The 17,058-nt window shown below is 70.4% G+C and carries 11 protein-coding genes; 10 read left to right on the forward strand and 1 reads right to left on the reverse strand.

Going from position 1 to position 17,058, the window contains the following annotated elements:
* The first annotated feature begins 85 nt into the window (after nucleotides 1-85).
* The 5 genes from KBI5_RS14635 (at nucleotide 86) to KBI5_RS26360 (ending at nucleotide 4,799) form a co-directional block, all read left to right on the forward strand.
* On the forward strand, nucleotides 86-1,096 hold the full coding sequence (locus KBI5_RS14635; RefSeq protein ID WP_011437331.1) for a zinc-dependent alcohol dehydrogenase: 1,011 nt from the start codon (nucleotides 86-88) through the stop codon (nucleotides 1,094-1,096).
* Between the two features lie 203 nt (nucleotides 1,097-1,299).
* Nucleotides 1,300-2,487 (forward strand): NAD(P) transhydrogenase subunit alpha, encoded by a 1,188-nt coding sequence (locus KBI5_RS14640; RefSeq protein WP_011437332.1) that lies wholly within the window; start codon nucleotides 1,300-1,302, stop codon nucleotides 2,485-2,487.
* 4 nt (nucleotides 2,488-2,491) lie between these two features.
* Nucleotides 2,492-2,890, forward strand: coding sequence for an NAD(P) transhydrogenase subunit alpha (locus KBI5_RS14645; RefSeq protein ID WP_085015537.1), 399 nt, complete (start codon nucleotides 2,492-2,494; stop codon nucleotides 2,888-2,890).
* Nucleotides 2,887-4,308, forward strand: coding sequence for an NAD(P)(+) transhydrogenase (Re/Si-specific) subunit beta (locus KBI5_RS14650; RefSeq protein WP_011437334.1), 1,422 nt, complete (start codon nucleotides 2,887-2,889; stop codon nucleotides 4,306-4,308). Before KBI5_RS14645 ends, KBI5_RS14650 begins: the two co-directional genes overlap by 4 nt.
* Nucleotides 4,309-4,646: 338 nt before the next feature.
* Nucleotides 4,647-4,799 (forward strand): hypothetical protein, encoded by a 153-nt coding sequence (locus KBI5_RS26360; RefSeq protein ID WP_157493469.1) that lies wholly within the window; start codon nucleotides 4,647-4,649, stop codon nucleotides 4,797-4,799.
* A gap of 77 nt (nucleotides 4,800-4,876) precedes the next feature.
* Here the strand turns inward: KBI5_RS26360 and KBI5_RS14655 are convergent, their stop codons facing one another.
* Nucleotides 4,877-7,006: a catalase gene (locus KBI5_RS14655; RefSeq protein ID WP_085015542.1), complete on the reverse strand. Its 2,130-nt coding sequence runs from the start codon at nucleotides 7,004-7,006 to the stop codon at nucleotides 4,877-4,879.
* A 178-nt stretch (nucleotides 7,007-7,184) separates the two neighbouring features.
* Between KBI5_RS14655 and KBI5_RS14660 the strand changes: the two genes are divergently transcribed.
* The 5 genes from KBI5_RS14660 to KBI5_RS14680 form a co-directional block, all read left to right on the forward strand.
* Nucleotides 7,185-9,308, forward strand: a complete 2,124-nt coding sequence (locus KBI5_RS14660; RefSeq protein WP_085015538.1) for an acetate--CoA ligase family protein — start codon at nucleotides 7,185-7,187, stop codon at nucleotides 9,306-9,308.
* Nucleotides 9,309-9,444: 136 nt separating this feature from the next.
* Entirely contained in the window at nucleotides 9,445-10,305 is an 861-nt protein-coding gene (locus KBI5_RS14665; RefSeq protein WP_085015539.1) for a prephenate dehydratase, read from the forward strand.
* Between the two features lie 282 nt (nucleotides 10,306-10,587).
* Nucleotides 10,588-14,808, forward strand: coding sequence for a BREX system serine/threonine kinase PglW (gene pglW, locus KBI5_RS14670; RefSeq protein WP_023841474.1), 4,221 nt, complete (start codon nucleotides 10,588-10,590; stop codon nucleotides 14,806-14,808).
* Nucleotides 14,805-16,559: a BREX-2 system adenine-specific DNA-methyltransferase PglX gene (gene pglX / locus KBI5_RS14675; RefSeq protein ID WP_116289919.1), complete on the forward strand. Its 1,755-nt coding sequence runs from the start codon at nucleotides 14,805-14,807 to the stop codon at nucleotides 16,557-16,559. Before pglW ends, pglX begins: the two co-directional genes overlap by 4 nt.
* Nucleotides 16,560-16,571: 12 nt before the next feature.
* The coding region (locus KBI5_RS14680) for an IS630 family transposase (protein WP_133057036.1) at nucleotides 16,572-17,058 on the forward strand (487 nt) is incomplete at its 3' end.

Consider the following 17,058-nt stretch of genomic DNA (forward strand, 5'->3'; position numbering starts at 1 on the left):
GGTCTCGGAGTCCAGGGTTCCGGAGTCCAGGGTTCCGGAGTCCTTTGGCATTTCCCATCGACGATTCCCCTGACTGGAGGATGTTATGAAGGCAGCAGTTGTCACCGATTTCCGGGCACCGTTGCGTATCGAGGACCGGGACGTCCCGGTGCCGGGGCCGGGCCAGATCCTGGTACGGATGGAGGCCAGCGGTCTGTGCCACACCGACATCCACGCGGCGCACGGTGACTGGCCGGTGAAGCCGACTCCCCCGTTCGTCCCTGGTCACGAGGGCGTCGGYGTGGTCAAGGCCGTGGGCGCCGGGGTGACCGGGCGCGCGATCGGCGACCGGGTCGCGATCCCGTGGCTCGGTCACGCCTGCGGACGCTGCCGCTACTGCGTCGGCGGCTGGGAGACGCTGTGCGAAAGCCAGCGCAACAGCGGCTACTCGATCGACGGTGCGTTCGCCGAGTACGCGGTGGCCGACGCGGACTACACGGTGCCGGTGCCCGGTGACGTGCCGTCGTTCGACGCCGCGCCGCTGACCTGCGCCGGCGTGACCACCTACAAGGCCATCAAGGTAGCCGGGGTGACCCCGGCCGAGACGGTGGCCGTGTTCGGCATCGGCGGGCTGGGCCACCTGGCGTTGCAGTACGCCCGCATCGCGGGTGGTTTCACCGTCGGGGTCGACGTCACCGAGGCCAAGCTGGAGCTGGCCACCGAACTGGGCGCCGACCACGTGGTGAACGCGCGGACCGCCGACCCGGTCGAGGCCATCCAGCGGCTGGGCGGCGCCGACGTGGCGGTCGCGCTCGCCGCGTCGCCCCGTTCGTTCGAGCAGGCGTTCGCCTCGCTGCGGCGCGGCGGCCGGCTGGTCTGCGTGGCCCTGCCGGCGGATGGCACGATGTCCATCCCGATCTTCGACACGGTCCTGAAGGGGATCACGGTCAAGGGATCGATCGTCGGCACCCGCAACGATCTGGCCGAGGTGTTCCGGCTGCACGCGGCCGGCCGGACCAGGGTGATCGCTTCCGGCCGGAAGTTGGACGACGTCAACGCCTGCATGGACGAGGTCCTGGACAGCAGGGTCCCGGCCCGGCTGGTGTTCGAGTTCTGATCTGGCCCATTCCGACCGGTCCGGCCTGATCAAATTTGACCCGATCTAACGCGATCTAACGCGATCTGATCCGGTCTGACCCGGTCTGACCTGGTCTGACCCGGTCTGACCTGGTCTGCTTTGATCTTGCCCGCACGGCCATCGGTCCTCATCCCCCCAACGGGGAAGGGAACACGAGGAGAATCCCGAAAGGGGGAAAGACCATGAGTCCGCTTACCGTGGGCGTGGCCATGGAGACCGCGCCCGGCGAGCGTCGGGTGGCCATGGTTCCGCAGGTCGTGGGCCGATTGGTCGGCTCCGGTCTCGACGTGCTCGTCGAGACCGGAGCCGGACGTGGCGCATGGTTTCCCGACGGCGCCTATGCCGAGGCCGGCGCCACCGTCGTCGCACGGCTCGACCTGTTCGCGCGGGCAGACGTGGTGGTGTCGGTCAGCCTCCCGGACCCGCGGACGCGCGCGTTGCTGCGCGGCGGGCAGACCCTGGTAGGGCTGCTGGCGCCGTTGCCGCGGCCGCAGGTGATGGCGCAGCTGGCCGAGGCGGGGGTGACCGCGGTGAGCCTCGACGGGCTGCCGCGGACGCTGAGTCGGGCCCAGTCCATGGACGCGCTGACCTCCCAGGCGAATGTGGCCGGGTACAAGGCGGTGCTGGTCGCCGCCGACGCCTACCCGCGTTATTTCCCGCTGCTGATGACGGCGGCCGGCACGGCCCGGCCCGCCGAGGTGCTGGTGCTCGGCGCGGGCGTGGCCGGGCTGGCCGCGATCGGCACGGCCCACCGGCTCGGCGCGGTCGTCCGCGGTTACGACGTCCGCCCGGAGGCGCGGGGCGAGGTGACCTCGCTCGGTGCGAGTTTCCTCGACCTGGGTGGGCCCGACCTGGGCGGGGTGGCCGGCGGAGCGGGTCAGGGTGGCTATGCCCGGGCGTTGACCGCCGAGGAACTGGCGGGCCAGCAAGAGGCGCTGGCTGCCGCCGTCGCCCGCCATGACGTCGTCATCACCACCGCTCAGGTTCCCGGCCGCCGGCCGCCGCTGCTGGTGACGGAGGAGGCGGTCAAGACGATGCGGCCCGGGTCGGTCGTCGTGGATCTCGCCGCGAGCCCCCTCGGGGGCAATGTGGAGATCTCCGCGCCGGATGAGACGGTGGTCACCGCGGGTGGCGTCACCGTGATCGGCGCCGGCAACCTGCCGGCCCTGATGCCGGCTGCGGCATCGGCCGCCTATGCCCGCAACGTTGCCGCGTTGCTGGGCCATCTGGTCCACGACGGCGCGCTCACCATCGACACCGCCGACGAGATTCAGGCCGGGGTCGTCATCACCCACGCCGGCCGGGTCGTCCACCCCGCCACCGCCGCCCTGCTGACCGGCGGCTCCGCGGAAAGCCAGTCTGGAGCGTGAGGACATGACCGAGACGTTGGTCACCGACCTGACCGTCCTCGTCCTGAGCCTGCTGGTCGGGTTCGAGGTCATCAGCAAGGTGCCGTCCACCTTGCATACACCGTTGATGTCCGGCGCGAACGCGATCCACGGCATCGTCGTCGTCGGCGCGATGCTGGTCGCCGCGACAGCGCACACCCCACTGGGCTACGTCCTGGTGTTCTTCGCCGCCGCGTTCGCCGCGATGAACGTGGTGGGYGGCTACGTGGTGACGGACCGGATGCTGGAGATGTTCCACCGGCGCCCGGCCGCGGAGCGAAGCCGGCTCGCAGGGCAGAACCAGCCGGCAGGGCAGAACCAGCCGGCAGGGCAGAACCAGCCGGCAGGGCAGAACCAGCCGGCAGTGGGGAGTGAGCGGTCATGAGCGGCTCGGACACGGCGATCCGCCTGCTGTTCCTGGCCGCGGCGAGCTGCTTCGTCCTCGGCCTGCACCTGATGAACTCGCCCGCGACCGCCCGCCGGGGCAACCAGCTGTCCGCGGCCGGGATGGTGGCGGCCGTCGGGACCGCCGTCGGGCTGCTGGCCCGGGACGGCGTCATCACCGCTACCGGCCTGATCGTCCTGATCGCCGGTGTGCTCCTGGGATCCGGCGCGGGCCTGTATGCGGCGCGGACCGTGCGGATGACCGCGATGCCGCAGCTGGTCAGCGTGTTCAACGCGGTCGGCGGCGGCGCGGCGGCGCTCGTCGCGTTCGCCGAGGTGGCGCGGTTGGGCGGCGCGGCCGGGCTGGCCGGGGCCTCCGGTCAGACCACCGTGACCGTCGGYCTCGACGTCGTCATCGGCGCGGTGACCTTCTCCGGCTCGCTGGTGGCCGCCGGCAAGCTGCAGGGCCTGATCAGTGGCGCGCCGGTGCTGTTCCGCGGCGCCCGACTACTGAACGCCGCGCTGGCCGCGGTCGCCGTGACCGGCGTGGCGGCGATCGTCGCTGGTCACGGTGGGACGATCGCGCTGTCGATCGTCGCGGCCGCCGCGCTGGGCTTAGGCGTGACGATGGTGCTGCCGATCGGCGGCGCGGACATGCCGGTGGTGATCTCGCTGCTGAACGCGTTCACCGGGACGGCCGTGGCGATGGCCGGTTTCGTGCTCGACAGCACCGTTCTCGTTATCGCGGGCGCGCTGGTGGGGGCGTCCGGCTCCATCCTCACCGTGCTGATGGCCGAGGCGATGAACCGGTCGATCCCGGCCATCATCGTCGGTGGTTTCGGCACCGCGGACTCGACCGGAAACGCCGGCGCGGCGGCCTCGGCCCCAGTGCGGTCGGTCGCGGCGGACGACGCGGCCCTGCAGCTGGCGTACGCGTCGAAGGTCATTATCGTGCCCGGCTACGGGCTTGCGGCGGCGCGGGCCCAGCATGAAGTAGTCGAGCTCGCCGACCTGCTCACGCAGCACGGGGTGGACGTCTGCTACGCGATCCACCCGGTCGCCGGCAGAATGCCGGGCCACATGAACGTGCTGCTGGCCGAGGCGCACGTCCCCTATCCGCAGATGAAGGAACTGGCCGAGGTCAACCCCGAGTTCGCGCAGGCCGATGTCGCCCTGGTCGTCGGCGCCAACGACGTGACCAACCCGGCGGCCCGCCGTCCCGGCAACGCGATCTCCGGTATGCCGATCCTCGACGTCGACCAGGCGAAGAGCGTCATCGTCATCAAACGCTCCATGGGCCACGGCTACGCCGGCATCGACAACGAGCTGTACACCGACCCGAAGACCGGAATGCTCTTCAACGACGCGAAAGCCGGCCTGAGCGCGCTCACCGCCGCCATGAAGACACTCGTGCACTGACCTCCCCGGCGGTCCGTCCTCCCCGGCGGTCCGATGATGCTGCTCGGCCTCTTGGCAGATGGTTCACCAGGCCGTTCCCTGAGCGATCCCGGCTGCACGCGGAGTGGGATGCGGATGTGGATACGGCCCTACGTCGTACCGGGATGGTGTGGTGCGGTGGGTGCGGGTGGGACACTCGTCGGGTGATCGGCGGGGCAGGGTGATCGGCGGGGCAGGGTGATCGGCGGGGCAGGGTGATCGGCGGGGCAGGGTGATCGGCGGGGCAGGGTGATCGGCGGGGCAGGGTGATCGGCGGGGCAGGGTGATCGGCGGGGGCACATCGCGCGCAGCCTTCGATCGTGCGCACCTTTCTCACCGAACGCTTTACCGACCCGTATCTCACCCGGTCCGAAACCGGCTACCAGGAACTACTCGCCACGGTCTCGGCACACCAGGTCCACGCCGCTCGCCGCCGGTACGACACCGGCGGCGAGCGGCGTGATCACGCGTGAACCCGGCCTCCCCGAGGACCTGACAGGCCTTGACCGTCAGTCACGATCTGGCGCATCGGCACCATCGGCACCCGGCCCTACGCGGCGACGGCCTCCAGCGCGCGGTCGAAGTGCCGATGGGCGGCCACGGCCGTGGCGAACGCGGAACCGAAGTCGCCGAGCACGGACGGCCCCGCAAGGTCGCGGACCGTCACGATACCCCGGTCGGACACCACCGCGTCACCCTGGTCGGCGACCCGCGCGCCCGGCAAGGATGCGATCTCGAGCAGCGACACCCCCGCGCCGACCGCGCCGATCGGCTTCGCGTGCTTGTACGCCTCGCCGACGTAGTGCACGGCCTCGCCGTTGTGTGTCAGTGCGGTGACACCGCGCTCGCCCGGGGCGACGAACACCGCGTCGTAGAGGACCGAGGACATGGTCACCAGCGTTCGGTCCACCGGCAACGCGTCGCCGGACACCGTGGCGAGCATGCCTCCGTGCGGCGCGAGAACCTCCAGGATCGCGCCCTGTTCGCGCAGCGCGGCGGTGGCCGAACRCAATGCCACCTCGTCCACGCCGTCCGCCGCGAGCACCGCGATCCTGCGGGTGGCCACCCCGCTGGGCTGGTCGGCCTGACTCAGCGCGGGTGAGGATCGTCCGTGGTTCGGGGTGCTCTCCGGTGGCACCGGCAGTCCGAGGTTCTCGGCGACCCCGGCCGCGAGTTCGTGGTCCACCTGGGCGAGATGTCCCAGGACACGCTCCTTGATCTGGGTGTAGTCGACCTTGCCGAGCTCAAAGCTGAACGCGTCGACGATGTGCCGCCGCTCCCAGGAGGACATGCTGTTCCAGAACAGGGTGGCCTGGCTGTAGAAGTCCTTGAAGCTCTCGCTCCGCTTACGGATCGTGTTCCCGTCGACCCGCTCGGCGTAGTGCACGTACCCGCCGTGCGCCGGATCGGAGAGCACCGGGCAACCGCCGCTGATCGAGTTCGGGAAGTACGACGTCTGGCTCTGCTGGATGCGATGCTGCCCGTAACCGTCGCGGGAGTTGTTGTGCACCGCCGCGACCGGCCGGTTGACCGGCAGCTGGGCGAAGTTCGGGCCGCCGAGCCGGATCAGCTGGGTGTCCAGGTAGGAGAACAGCCGGGCCTGCAGCAGCGGGTCGTTCGTGAAGTCGATGCCGGGGACGACGTTCTGTACGCAGAACGCCACCTGCTCGGTCTCGGCGAAGAAATTGCCGGGGTTGCGGTTGAGCACCAGCCGTCCCACCGGCCGCACCGGCACCCGCTCCTCAGGGATGATCTTCGTCGCGTCGAGAAGATCGAAGTCGAACGCGTGCTCGTCGGATTCCGGCACGAGCTGCACGCCGAGTTCCCACTCCGGGAACGTACCGTTCTCGATCGACTCCCACAGGTCCCGCCGGTTGAAGTCGGGGTCCTTGCCCGCGATCTTCTGTGTCTCGTCCCAGACCAGGGAGTGCGTGCCGAGCTTCGGCCRCCAGTGGAACTTGACGAAGGTCCCCTGCCCGGCGGCATCGACGAACCGGAAGGTGTGCACGCCGAAGCCCTGCATCATCCGGTAGCTGCGCGGCAGCGCCCGGTCCGACATCAGCCACATCATCATGTGCATCGACTCGGGGACGAGACTGACGAAGTCCCACAGGGTGTTGTGCGCGGAGGATGCCTGCGGGATCTCGTTGTGCGGCTCCGGCTTCACCGCATGGACGAAGTCGGGGAACTTGATGCCGTCCTGAATGAAGAACACCGGCATGTTGTTACCGACGAGATCGAAGTTACCCTCCTCGGTATAAAATTTTACGGCAAATCCGCGTACGTCCCGGACCGTGTCCGCGGAACCGCGGGAACCGCCGACGGTCGAGAACCGTACGAACACCGGGGTACGCCGGCCGTCCTCGCCCAGGAAGTGCGCCCGGGTCACGTCGGCGAGCGACTCGTACGCCTCGAAGTACCCGTAGGCACCGGCACCACGGGCGTGGACGACCCGCTCGGGGATGCGCTCGTGATCGAACCGAGTGAGCTTCTCCCGGAAGTGGAAGTCCTCCAGCAGCGTCGGACCGCGTTCCCCCGCCGCGAGCGAGTCGTCGGTGTGTTCGACACCGATCCCCTGGTCGGTGGTCATGCGGGCGCCGTCGTCGCCGACTCGGACGGCGTCGAGTTGCTGCTGCTTCGCGTCGTCCCGGGGGAGGCGCGACGTCCCGGGATCGGTCATGATGGTCACCTCGCTGACTACCTGATGCTGTCCGGGCGTACCCGGACCTACCCGCGACGACACGAGTAAACCTCGCTTCCGGACGGCGTCGCGCCGGCGTCGCGGTCTTCCCCGCCGCCAGCGGGAACCAGCGAGGAACCAGCGAGGAACCAGCGACGAACYAGCGAGGAGGCATCCGTTGCGGGAGAACCTGGCGGAGTCGCGCAGCATCGCCCGGCTACTCCACCCGCGCACGGTCGCCGTGGTGGGGGCGAGCCGCGAGCCGGGCTCGATCGGTCACGAGATCTTCCGTCGGCTGCTCGCCAGCGAGTTCACCGGCTCTGTCTATCCGGTCAACGCCGCGGCAACCCATGTGGCGTCCGTCTACGCCTACCGAGACCTGCGCGACGTCCCAGTCGAGATCGACCTCGTGGTCGTCGCGGTGCCGGCGCCACGGGTCGCCGAGGTCATGCGGGCCTGCGCGGAGAAGGGGGTACGCGGCGTCATCGTGGTCGCGGCCGGCTTCGCCGACGGGGGTGACGAGGGACGGGCCCGGCTCGCGGACGTTATCCGGATCGCCCGTGACGGCGGCATGCGACTGATCGGGCCGAACGCGATGGGCGTCATCAACACCGTCCCGACGGTCCGGCTGCACGCCACCTTCGCGGTCGGCGACCCCCCGCCCGGCCGGGTCGGCCTGTTCACCCAGTCCGGGGCGCTCGCGGGCACGTTCCTCACCGACGCCTCCCGGCGCGCGCTGGGCATCTCCACGTTCGTCTCGATCGGGGACCGCTCGGACGTCTCCTGCAACGACCTGCTGCGGTACTGGCGCTCCGATCCACGAACCGGCGTGGTCATGCTGCATCTGCAGAGCCTGGGCAACCCACGCCGGTTCGCCCGGATCGCCCGCGAGCTCAGCCGGCACAAGCCGGTCGTGGCGCTCAAGAGCGGGCGGGAGGCCGCCCACAGCGACATCGGCGCCCTGTTCAGCAGCGCCGGGGTGATCCGCGTCGACACGTTGAGCCAGCTGTTCGACACGACCCAGCTGCTGGCCTGCCAACCGCTGCCGGCCGGCCGGCGGGTCGGCATCGTCGGGACCTCCAGCGCGCTCGCGGCGCTCGCCGCCGACGCCTGCCGTACCTACGGGCTCGACGTGCCGGCGCTGTCCGCCTCGACCTGCGCCGGCCTCGCCACGCTGGTCGGCCATCGGTACGCCACGAACCCCGTCGATCTCGGGCCGCTGGCCGATCCGGACCGGTTCGACGCCGCGCTGCGCGCGGTCGCGGCCTCCGGGGACGTCGACGCGATCATCACCCTGGTCACCCCGCACGCGCAGGTCGACCGGCTGGCGAGCTCGGTGCGCGCGGTGGCCGTCGAGAGCGGCCTGCCGCTGCTCGCCTCCTTTCTCGGGCAGGATGGGATCCCCGCCCAACTGGCTGTCCGGGACGGCTCGGGTACCCCGGGCCCGGGGTCGGTGCCGTCCTACGCCTCGCCGGAGTCGGCCGCGCTCGCGCTGTCCCGCGCGGCCGACCATGCCGCCTGGCGGGCCCGGGACCAGGGCAGCGTCCCCGTGCTGGCCGGCATCGACCTGGACCGCGCCCGCGCCGAGGCCGAGCGCTACCCGAAGGACGGGGCGTGGCTGCCCGATGCCGCCGTCGCGACCCTGCTGGCCGGGGTCGGCCTGCGCGCCTGGCCGAGCCGGCGGGTCGGCGACCAGGCCGAGGCCCTCGCCGCGGCGGAGGCGTTCGGGTGGCCGGTGGCGCTGAAGATCGCCGACGAACGGTTCCGCAGCCGGCTCGACGTCGGCGCCGTCCAGCTCGGAGTCGACGATGCGGCCGGGCTCACGCAGGCCTGGCAGGCCATCCGCGCCGCCGTCGGGCCGGGCGACATGCTCGTGCAGCCGATGGCCCCGGCCGGGGTGTCGACCGTGGTGCGGCTGCGGCAGGATCCCATCGTCGGTCCGCTGCTCTCACTGCGCCTGGGCGGGGTCGTCGCGGACCTGCTCGTCGACCCGCTCTCCCGCACGCTGCCGCTGACCGACCGGGACGCGGCCGAGCTCATCCAGGAGATCCGCGGCAGTGTGCTGCTGCTCGGCGGCTCCGGGGCGCCCGCCGCCKACACCGACGCCCTGGCCGACCTGCTGCACCGCGTCGCCCGGCTCGGGGAGGAACTGCCGGCCATCACCGAGATCCTGCTCGATCCGGTGCTCGTCGGCCGCCGCGGCGTCGTGCTGCTGCACGCCGGCATCCGCCTGCTCCCGCCCGAGACGGAGCCACGGACACTGCCACGGACGCTGCCGCGCGCGCTCGCCGCCGGCGGTTGAGCCCGCTCCTCGGGCGCGGGGGGACTCCTCGCCCGGGGACTGTACGGTCGAGGAGCCAACACCGGCACCAACACCGGCACGGACCCAGCCGGCACGGACCCAGCCGGTACCCGATCCAGCGGATTCGAGGACATGGATGACCGCCCGACAGAGGATCGCGTTCCAGGGCGAGCGGGGAGCCAACTCCCACATCGCCTGCCGGGACGTCTATCCGGACTACGACGCGGTCCCTTACCAGACCTTCGACGAGTGCTTCTCCGCGCTGGAGGAGGGTGAGGTGGACCTGGCGATGATCCCGGTGGAGAACTCCACCGCGGGTCGGGTCGCCGACATCCACCATCTGCTCCCCCGCCCCGGGGTGCACATCATCGGCGAGTACTTCCTGYCGATCCRTCACCAGCTGCTCGGCCTGCCCGGGGTGACCCTCGACGAGGTGAAGACGGTGCACAGCCATCCCCAGGCGCTGGCCCAGTGCCGGGAGGCGCTGCGCACGCTGGGTCTGACGGCGGTCGCCCACGCCGACACCGCCGGGRCCGCCCGGGAGATCGCCGAGGCCGGCGATCCGGCCAGGGCCGCGATCGCCTCCCGGCTCGCCGCCGAGGCGTACGGGCTGCAGATCCTCCAGGCCGATCTCGAGGACGCGGAGCACAACACGACGCGGTTCCTGATTCTGTCCGGCGAGAACCTGCGCGCGGCCGCCGGTGTCGGCCCGATCGTCACGACGTTCTTCTTCAAGGTACACAATCGGCCCGCCGCGCTCTACAAGGCCCTCGGCGGCTTTGCCACGAACGGGGTCAACATGACCCGCCTGGAAAGCTACATGGTGGGCGGGGGCTTCGTCGCCACCCAGTTCCTCGCCGACATCGAGGGCAGCCCGGAGGAGCCGGCCGTCGCCCGCGCCTTCGAGGAGCTGTCCTTCTACGCCGACCACCGCATCCTCGGCGTCTACCGGGCGAGCCGGTACCGGGAACGGATCAGCACCGGTTCCGGGGCCTGATCGGCCGCCGGTGGAACGCGCCCCGGCAGAAGCCCGGTAGGAAAGGACCAGCCGCTGCCCGGCTGGCCCCCGATGCCCGCCGGTCCAGATCTCACCGCGCCGCGGTGGCCTCACCCGGCGGCGTCGGCGAGATTGGGCAGCCCCGACACCGCTGGAGCCCATCGCGGGACGGCCTACCCACAGCACTGGTTGCAAGCACCTGCAGCCACAGAGATACGATTCAAGATCTTTGGACTGTGCCGGTCCGGTTCCGGGCCCGGCCGCGCATCGGGGGAGGGCCCATTGGACGATGAGCGCTGGACGCAGTGCACACCGTCCGAGTACGCCTGGGAGCGTGCGGCCCTGTCCTATCTCAAGGCGCAGCTACCAACCGGGGATCCCTACCGGGCTTGGGCGAACGCCGAGTTTCTCGGGTCCGACGGTTCCGTCAACGAGGTCGACCTGCTTCTCGTCCTGCCGGCGGGCATCGTCGTGCTGGAGATCAAGTCCTGGTCCGGTGTCCTCGTGGGAGACGCGGGCACCTGGCGTCAGAGCCACCGCGCCCCGGTCGACAACCCCGTCATCGGAGCAAACCGCAAGGCCCGCAAACTGAAGTCGCTGCTGGTTTCCCGGCCGGCGATGCGGGGCCGACGGGTGCCATGGGTGGAGGGCGCGGTATTCCTGAGCGACGCGCGGCTGGAGATCCGCCTTGTCCCAGAAGGCCGGGCGCACGTCTTCGGACGGCATGACCAGACCCAGCTGCCGAGTTTCCTGGACTTCGCGCGGCAGCCCGGCCGGGTGGACGGCGAGCTCAGTAATGCCCTGGCCCGGGCCGTCGACCAGGCCGGAATCCGCCCGTCCCAGCGGGCGCGGACCGTCGGCAGCCTTCGCCTGGAGCTGCCCGCCTTCCAGGAGGGCGTCGGCTGGCAGGACTTCCTCGCCCGCAACCAGCGGTTTCCCGACGACCGGCCGCGGCGGGTGCGGATCTATCTGGCCAGTGGTGTGGAGTCGGTGCACCAGCGTGACCAGCTCGTGCGGGCCGCCGAGCGGGAGTACCTCGCACTACGCGGCATCGACTATCCGGGGATCGCGGCGCCGATCGACTTCGTCGAGCACGATCTGGGCCCCGCGCTCGTCTTTCCCCACGATCCCGAGCTGATCCGGCTGGACCATTTCCTCCAAGAACACGAACGCGAGCTGTCCTTCGACGATCGGTTGGCACTGCTGCGCGTCCTTGCCGAGACCATGGCCTACGCCCACCGGCGGGTGCTGACGCACCGGGGCCTGAGCCCGCGATGCGTCTGGGTTCGGCGCCGGTCCGACCGCTTCGCCCTCCAGATCACGGACTGGCAGACGGCCTCCCGCGGCTCCGAATCGACGTCAGGGATACCGAGCACCACCGGCCCGGCCACGTCGACGGGGGGCTACGTCGAACTGGCCGACGACGCCGCCGCGGCCTACTTCGCACCCGAGTGGAGCTGGGGCACGGCGAAGGGGGTCACCCTCGACGTCTTCGGGGTCGGCGCCATCGCCTACCGGATCTTCACCGGGAAACCCCCCGCGGCCTCATCCGGGGAGCTCAGCCGACGTCTGTCCGAACACAACCGACTGTTACTCGCCGAACAGGTTGATGCCGTCTCCGAGGAGCTCAACGAGCTCGTCGCCCGGGCGACCGAGGCCGACCCGGAGCAACGCACCCGGGACATGGCCGCGTTCCTGCTCGATCTCGACCTGGTTCGGGAACGGCTGGCCGCCATCGCGGAGGAGGCACCGGTTGTCGTTGATCCCCTGGAGGCCGAGGCCGGCGCCGAACTGGAGGGCGGATTTTCGGTCCTCGGCCGGCTGGGCCGCGGCTCGACGGCGCTCGCTCTGCTCGTCGAGCGGGACGGCGGGCGCGCGGTTCTCAAGGTGTCGTTGGACCGAGACAGGGATCCGCGGTTGGTCGCCGAGGCCGAGACGCTGCGCACCCTCAGCGAGCATCCCGGTGTCGTGCAGCTGCTGAGCGACGGCGTGATCGACGTCGGCCCACGCCGGGCCCTGTTGATCACTTCAGCCGGGGAACGCACCCTCGCCCAGGAGCTACGCGAGCGAGGCCGACTACAACCGGAATGGCTCCAGGGGTGGGGCGACGACCTGCTGGAGATCGTCCAGCATCTACAGCGGGCCGGGCTGGCGCATCGCGACATCAAGCCGGACAACCTCGGCGTCGCCGAACGTGGCGGCAGGGGCAAGAAGCGGCAGCTCGTCCTGTTCGACTTCTCCCTGGCGAAGGAGCCGTTGGAGGCCATCGAAGCCGGCACCCGCCCGTACCTCGACCCGTTCCTCGGCCGCGGCGAGCGCCGCCGATGGGATCAGGCTGCCGAGCGATACGCCGCGGCGGTGACGCTCTACGAGATGGCGACCGCACGCCGGCCCGAGTACGGAACCCATGGCGGGCATCCGAGTTTCGTCGACGCCGACGTGGCGATCGAACCCGAGCTGTTCGACCGGTCGTACGCGACCGGTCTCACCGAGTTCTTCCGCCGAGCGCTGCACCGGGACGTCAGACAGCGCTTCGACACCGCGGAGGACATGCGCCGCGCCTGGAACGCGATCCTGGCCGAACCGGCCAGCGTGGTCCCGCAGCCGCCCTCCGCGCGCATCAGCCGGGACACGCCCATCGGCGCCGCCGGTCTGTCCCGCCCGGTGCTGTCGGTGTTCGAACGGCTGTCGATCGATACGGTGGGCGGCGCGCTCGACCTGTCGCCCGCCCAGGTCGTCTGGCTGCCCGGCATCGGTACGAAGACCCGCCAGCAGTTGCGTGCGGACCTGGACCGGCTGGCCGGCCAGGTCACCTCCTCCCCGGCCGAGCGGCCCACCGAGCCGACGCTCCTCGACCGCGTCGCCGCCGGGCTCATCCCCCGCGCGACCGACCGGGCCGTCGCCGAAGCCCTGCTCGGCCTCGGCGAGCAGGGCGGCAACGCATGGACGAGCGTGCGCGACGCGGCCAAGGCCCTTGACCGCGAGCAACGTACCGTCCGGCAGGCGGTAGCCAGGTTCGAGCGGCATTGGCTGGCCCTCGACGGGATGCGAGAGTTGCGGGACACCATCGTCAAGGTCGTCGAGTCGGTCGGTGGGGTCGCCTCCGCCCGGCACTGCGCGGCGGCCCTGCTCGACTTTCAGGGCAGCACGGTGGAGGAACCGCTGCGCTCCCGGCTCGCCGAGGCCGTCGTACGCGCGGCGATCGATGCCGAGCTGGCCGACGACTCCCCCCGCGACGACACCACCCACGACACCACCCACGACGCCTCCGGCGGTTCCGAGATGGGTGGCGATCCACGGCTGGTGTACAGCCGAGAGCCCAACGGCATCCTCGTCGCAGCCGGCCCCGCGCGCGCCGGGGACGGGCCCTCCACCGCCGATCGGTTGGACTGGGCCTCCCGGCTCGGCGGCGCGGCCGACGACCTCGCCGGCGCGGACCCGCTGCCGGCTCCGGCTCGGGTCATCGAGACGTTGCGCGCCGTCCGCGCCCCCGGCGACACCGACCCCTCCCTGATCTTCCCCGAACGGCTCCTCGACGTCGCCATGATCGCCTCCGAGAACGCCGCGGTGACGCCGCGCCTGGAGGTCTACCCGCGAGGCCTCGACGCGGGACGGGCGCTGCGGCTGGCCGCCGGGGCGCTGTACGGCCGCACGGAGCTGACCCCCGAGCAGGTGGCCGAGCGGATCATCGTGCGGTTCCCGCACGCGGGCGCGCTGCCCGGCCGTCCCGAGCTGGACGCCCTGCTCGACGCGGCCGGGGTGCCGCTGTGCTGGGACGACGAGAAAAAGCGGTACGTGACCCGCCGCATCGAGGTGACCGGGCTCACCTCCCTGGTCACCTCCCGTGGAACCAGGCCGCGCTGGAGCACCGGCGCGGGCGCCGCCTGGACGACAATGGGATGGCGCCGGGTCTCCGACGAGGTGCTGGCCGCGGATGACCGGCTCACCCGTTCGCTGGTGGACGGCGGCTGGCTGGTGCTGTCGGTGCCGCCGCGGCGACTCGCCCGGGCCGAACGCTGCCTGGCCGCGCAGGATGTCACCGTTGTCGACGCGGAACAAGCCCTGCTCGCGGGGATGCGGGAGTTCTGCGCCCAGCACCGGGTGCAGTGGTCGATCGTCCTGGCGGCCGACGCCGCCGACCGATCGTCGCGCGACTGGGCCAACCTCTCAAGGGTCGCGCAGGCCGGGCTCGCCGGTGTGCGGGCCTCGATCGAGGCCGCGGGGCCGGCGGTGCTGATCACGAATGCGGGGGTGGTCGCCCGGTACGATCCGGCGCTGGTGGTACTGGATGAGCTGCGCGCATCGGTGCGGATGGCGACCGAGACATCACCGGTGCGTACGGTGTGGCTGCTCGTACCCTGGGCCGACGTGGACAAACAACCGTTGTTGGATGGTGGCGCTCCCGTGCCCCAGTTCGGCAACCAGGGCCTGGCGCTGTCCGAGGAGTGGATTGTCCGGCACGAGTCTCGGCTCGCCGACGGCGCTGAGGGAGGAGCAGCGTGATCGAGGCGAGACGCCTGTTGGCCGATCTCCAGCGGCAGGTCCGCGGCCTGGAGGCGGACCTGCGCGCGCGGGCCCGGTCGGACCGGGACGTCGACGATCGGCTGCACAAGCGGTACCAGGAGGCGAAGACCGGCTGTCGCACCGGCGTCGGCTACGAGACGTGGCTCGACCAGCAGCTCACCCAGGTGGCGGTCGGTTGGGTGCTGGCCTGCGTGTTCACCCGATTCTGCGAGGACAACACGCTGCTGGGACGTCCGATGCTGGCCGGCCCGGTCCGCCCCGAGCAGGAGGCCGACGAGACAGGCGAGGCCAGGGAACGGGTCGACGGGGTGGCCGAGGCCCGGGAATGGCAGACTTTCTACTTCCAGGCGGAGGACCACAAGAATGACTCCGACCTGGACTACCTGCGGGCGGCGGTCGCCCGGCTGGAGGCGTACGACGCAACCCGGGATCTGGTCAACCGGCACAACCCGCTGCACCTGGTGGACATCTCACCGGACGCGGCGACCGGCCTGCTGGAGTTCTGGCGGCGGATCGACCCGGAAACCGGCGCTCTCGTCCACGACTTCTCCGATCCGGCGTCCTCCACCCGCTTCCTCGGCGATCTGTACCAGGATCTTTCCGAACAGGCGCGTAAGGACTACGCGCTGCTCCAGACCCCCGAGTTCGTCGAGGAGTTCATCCTCGGCCGGACCCTTGCCCCGGCGATCGACGAGTTCGGCCTCGCCGAGGTTCGGATGATCGACCCGGCCTGCGGCTCCGGGCACTTCCTGCTCGGCGCCTTCGACCTCCTGCTCGACCGGTGGCAGAAGCAGGAACATGGGATTGACGTCAAGGTCCACGTGGAGCGCGTACTCGGCCAGGTCCACGGTGTCGACATCAACCCGTTCGCGGCGGCGATCGCCCGGTTCCGCCTCGTCATCGCCGCACTGGCCGTCTGCGGGATCACCCGGCTCGTCGACGCCCCCGTCTGGCGCATCCGCATCGCCATCGGTGACTCCCTGCTGTGGGGCACCGAGGATCAGCAGGACGAACTCGACGGCGTCGCCACCCACGCCCTGACGGGTTCCACCGGTGAGGGTGAGTTCACCTACGAGTACGAGGACGCTCGCGAGCTGAAGGAGATCCTGGAAGCCCGCTACCACGCGGTTGTCGGCAACCCGCCGTACATCACGGTCAAGGACCGGGCCCCCAGCAACGCCTATCGGGTGCGCTGGAGCGCATGCCATCGCCAGTACGCRCTCAGCGTGCCGTTCGCGCAGCGGTTCTTCCGACTCGCGGTCAACGGCGGCTTCACCGGCCAGATCACCGCGAACTCCTTCATGAAGCGCGAGTTCGGCAAGAAACTCATCGAGGAGTTCTTCCCGAGCGTCGACCTCACCCTGCTCGTCGACACCAGCGGCGCCTACATCCCCGGCCACGGAACCCCGACCGTCCYCATCTTCGGCCGCCACCGCCGCCCCTCCCTGACCACGGTGCAGACTGTCCTTGGGATCCGGGGCGAGCCCAGCGCACCGGCCGACCCGGCCAAAGGCCTCGTGTGGACACGAATAGTAGAGAACTTCGCGAATGCTGACCACACGGATGCGTATATCAGCACCCTCGGAATCAAGCGGATAGATCTTGCGAGGCATCCCTGGTCACTCGCTGGCGGTGGAGCGGCTCAGTTGCAAGCTCAGATAGACACAACCAGCGCGCGTCTACATACTAATGGGAATGAAAGTATCTGGACAAAGTGCAACTCGGCATGATTTAATCATTGCATGCGGAAGCCCGACGGTCGGAAAATTGACCACGGAACACTGGAAACAATCAGGATTCGCGTGGCGCRCCAGATTGTTGACGACGGCGCCAACGCCGACGAGTTGGCAAAAGCACTGGGCTTCAGCCGGGCGGCGGTGTTCTCGTGGGCGCARCAGTACCGCGACGGCGGGATTGAGGCGCTGCGAGCCAAGCCGATTCCTGGAAGGCCAAAGAAAATGACGGACCAGCAGGCCGACCAAATCTACACGATCCTCTGCACCAAAACCCCGGACCAGATGCAGTTCGACTTCCAACTGTGGACCCGCTGGCTTGTACGAGACCTCATCGCACGGCTGTTCGGAATCAGTATCACTGAACAGGCGGTCGGAAGGATGCTGCGGCGCTGGGGAATGTCCCCGCAACGGCCCACCACGCAGGCGACCCAGCGCGACGAAGCAAAGGTGATGCGCTGGAAGACCGAACAGTTCCCGAAGATCCGTGCTGAGG

It is taken from the genome of Frankia sp. KB5 (genome assembly GCF_002099325.1).
Classification (GTDB): Bacteria; Actinomycetota; Actinomycetes; order Frankiales; family Frankiaceae; genus Frankia; species Frankia casuarinae.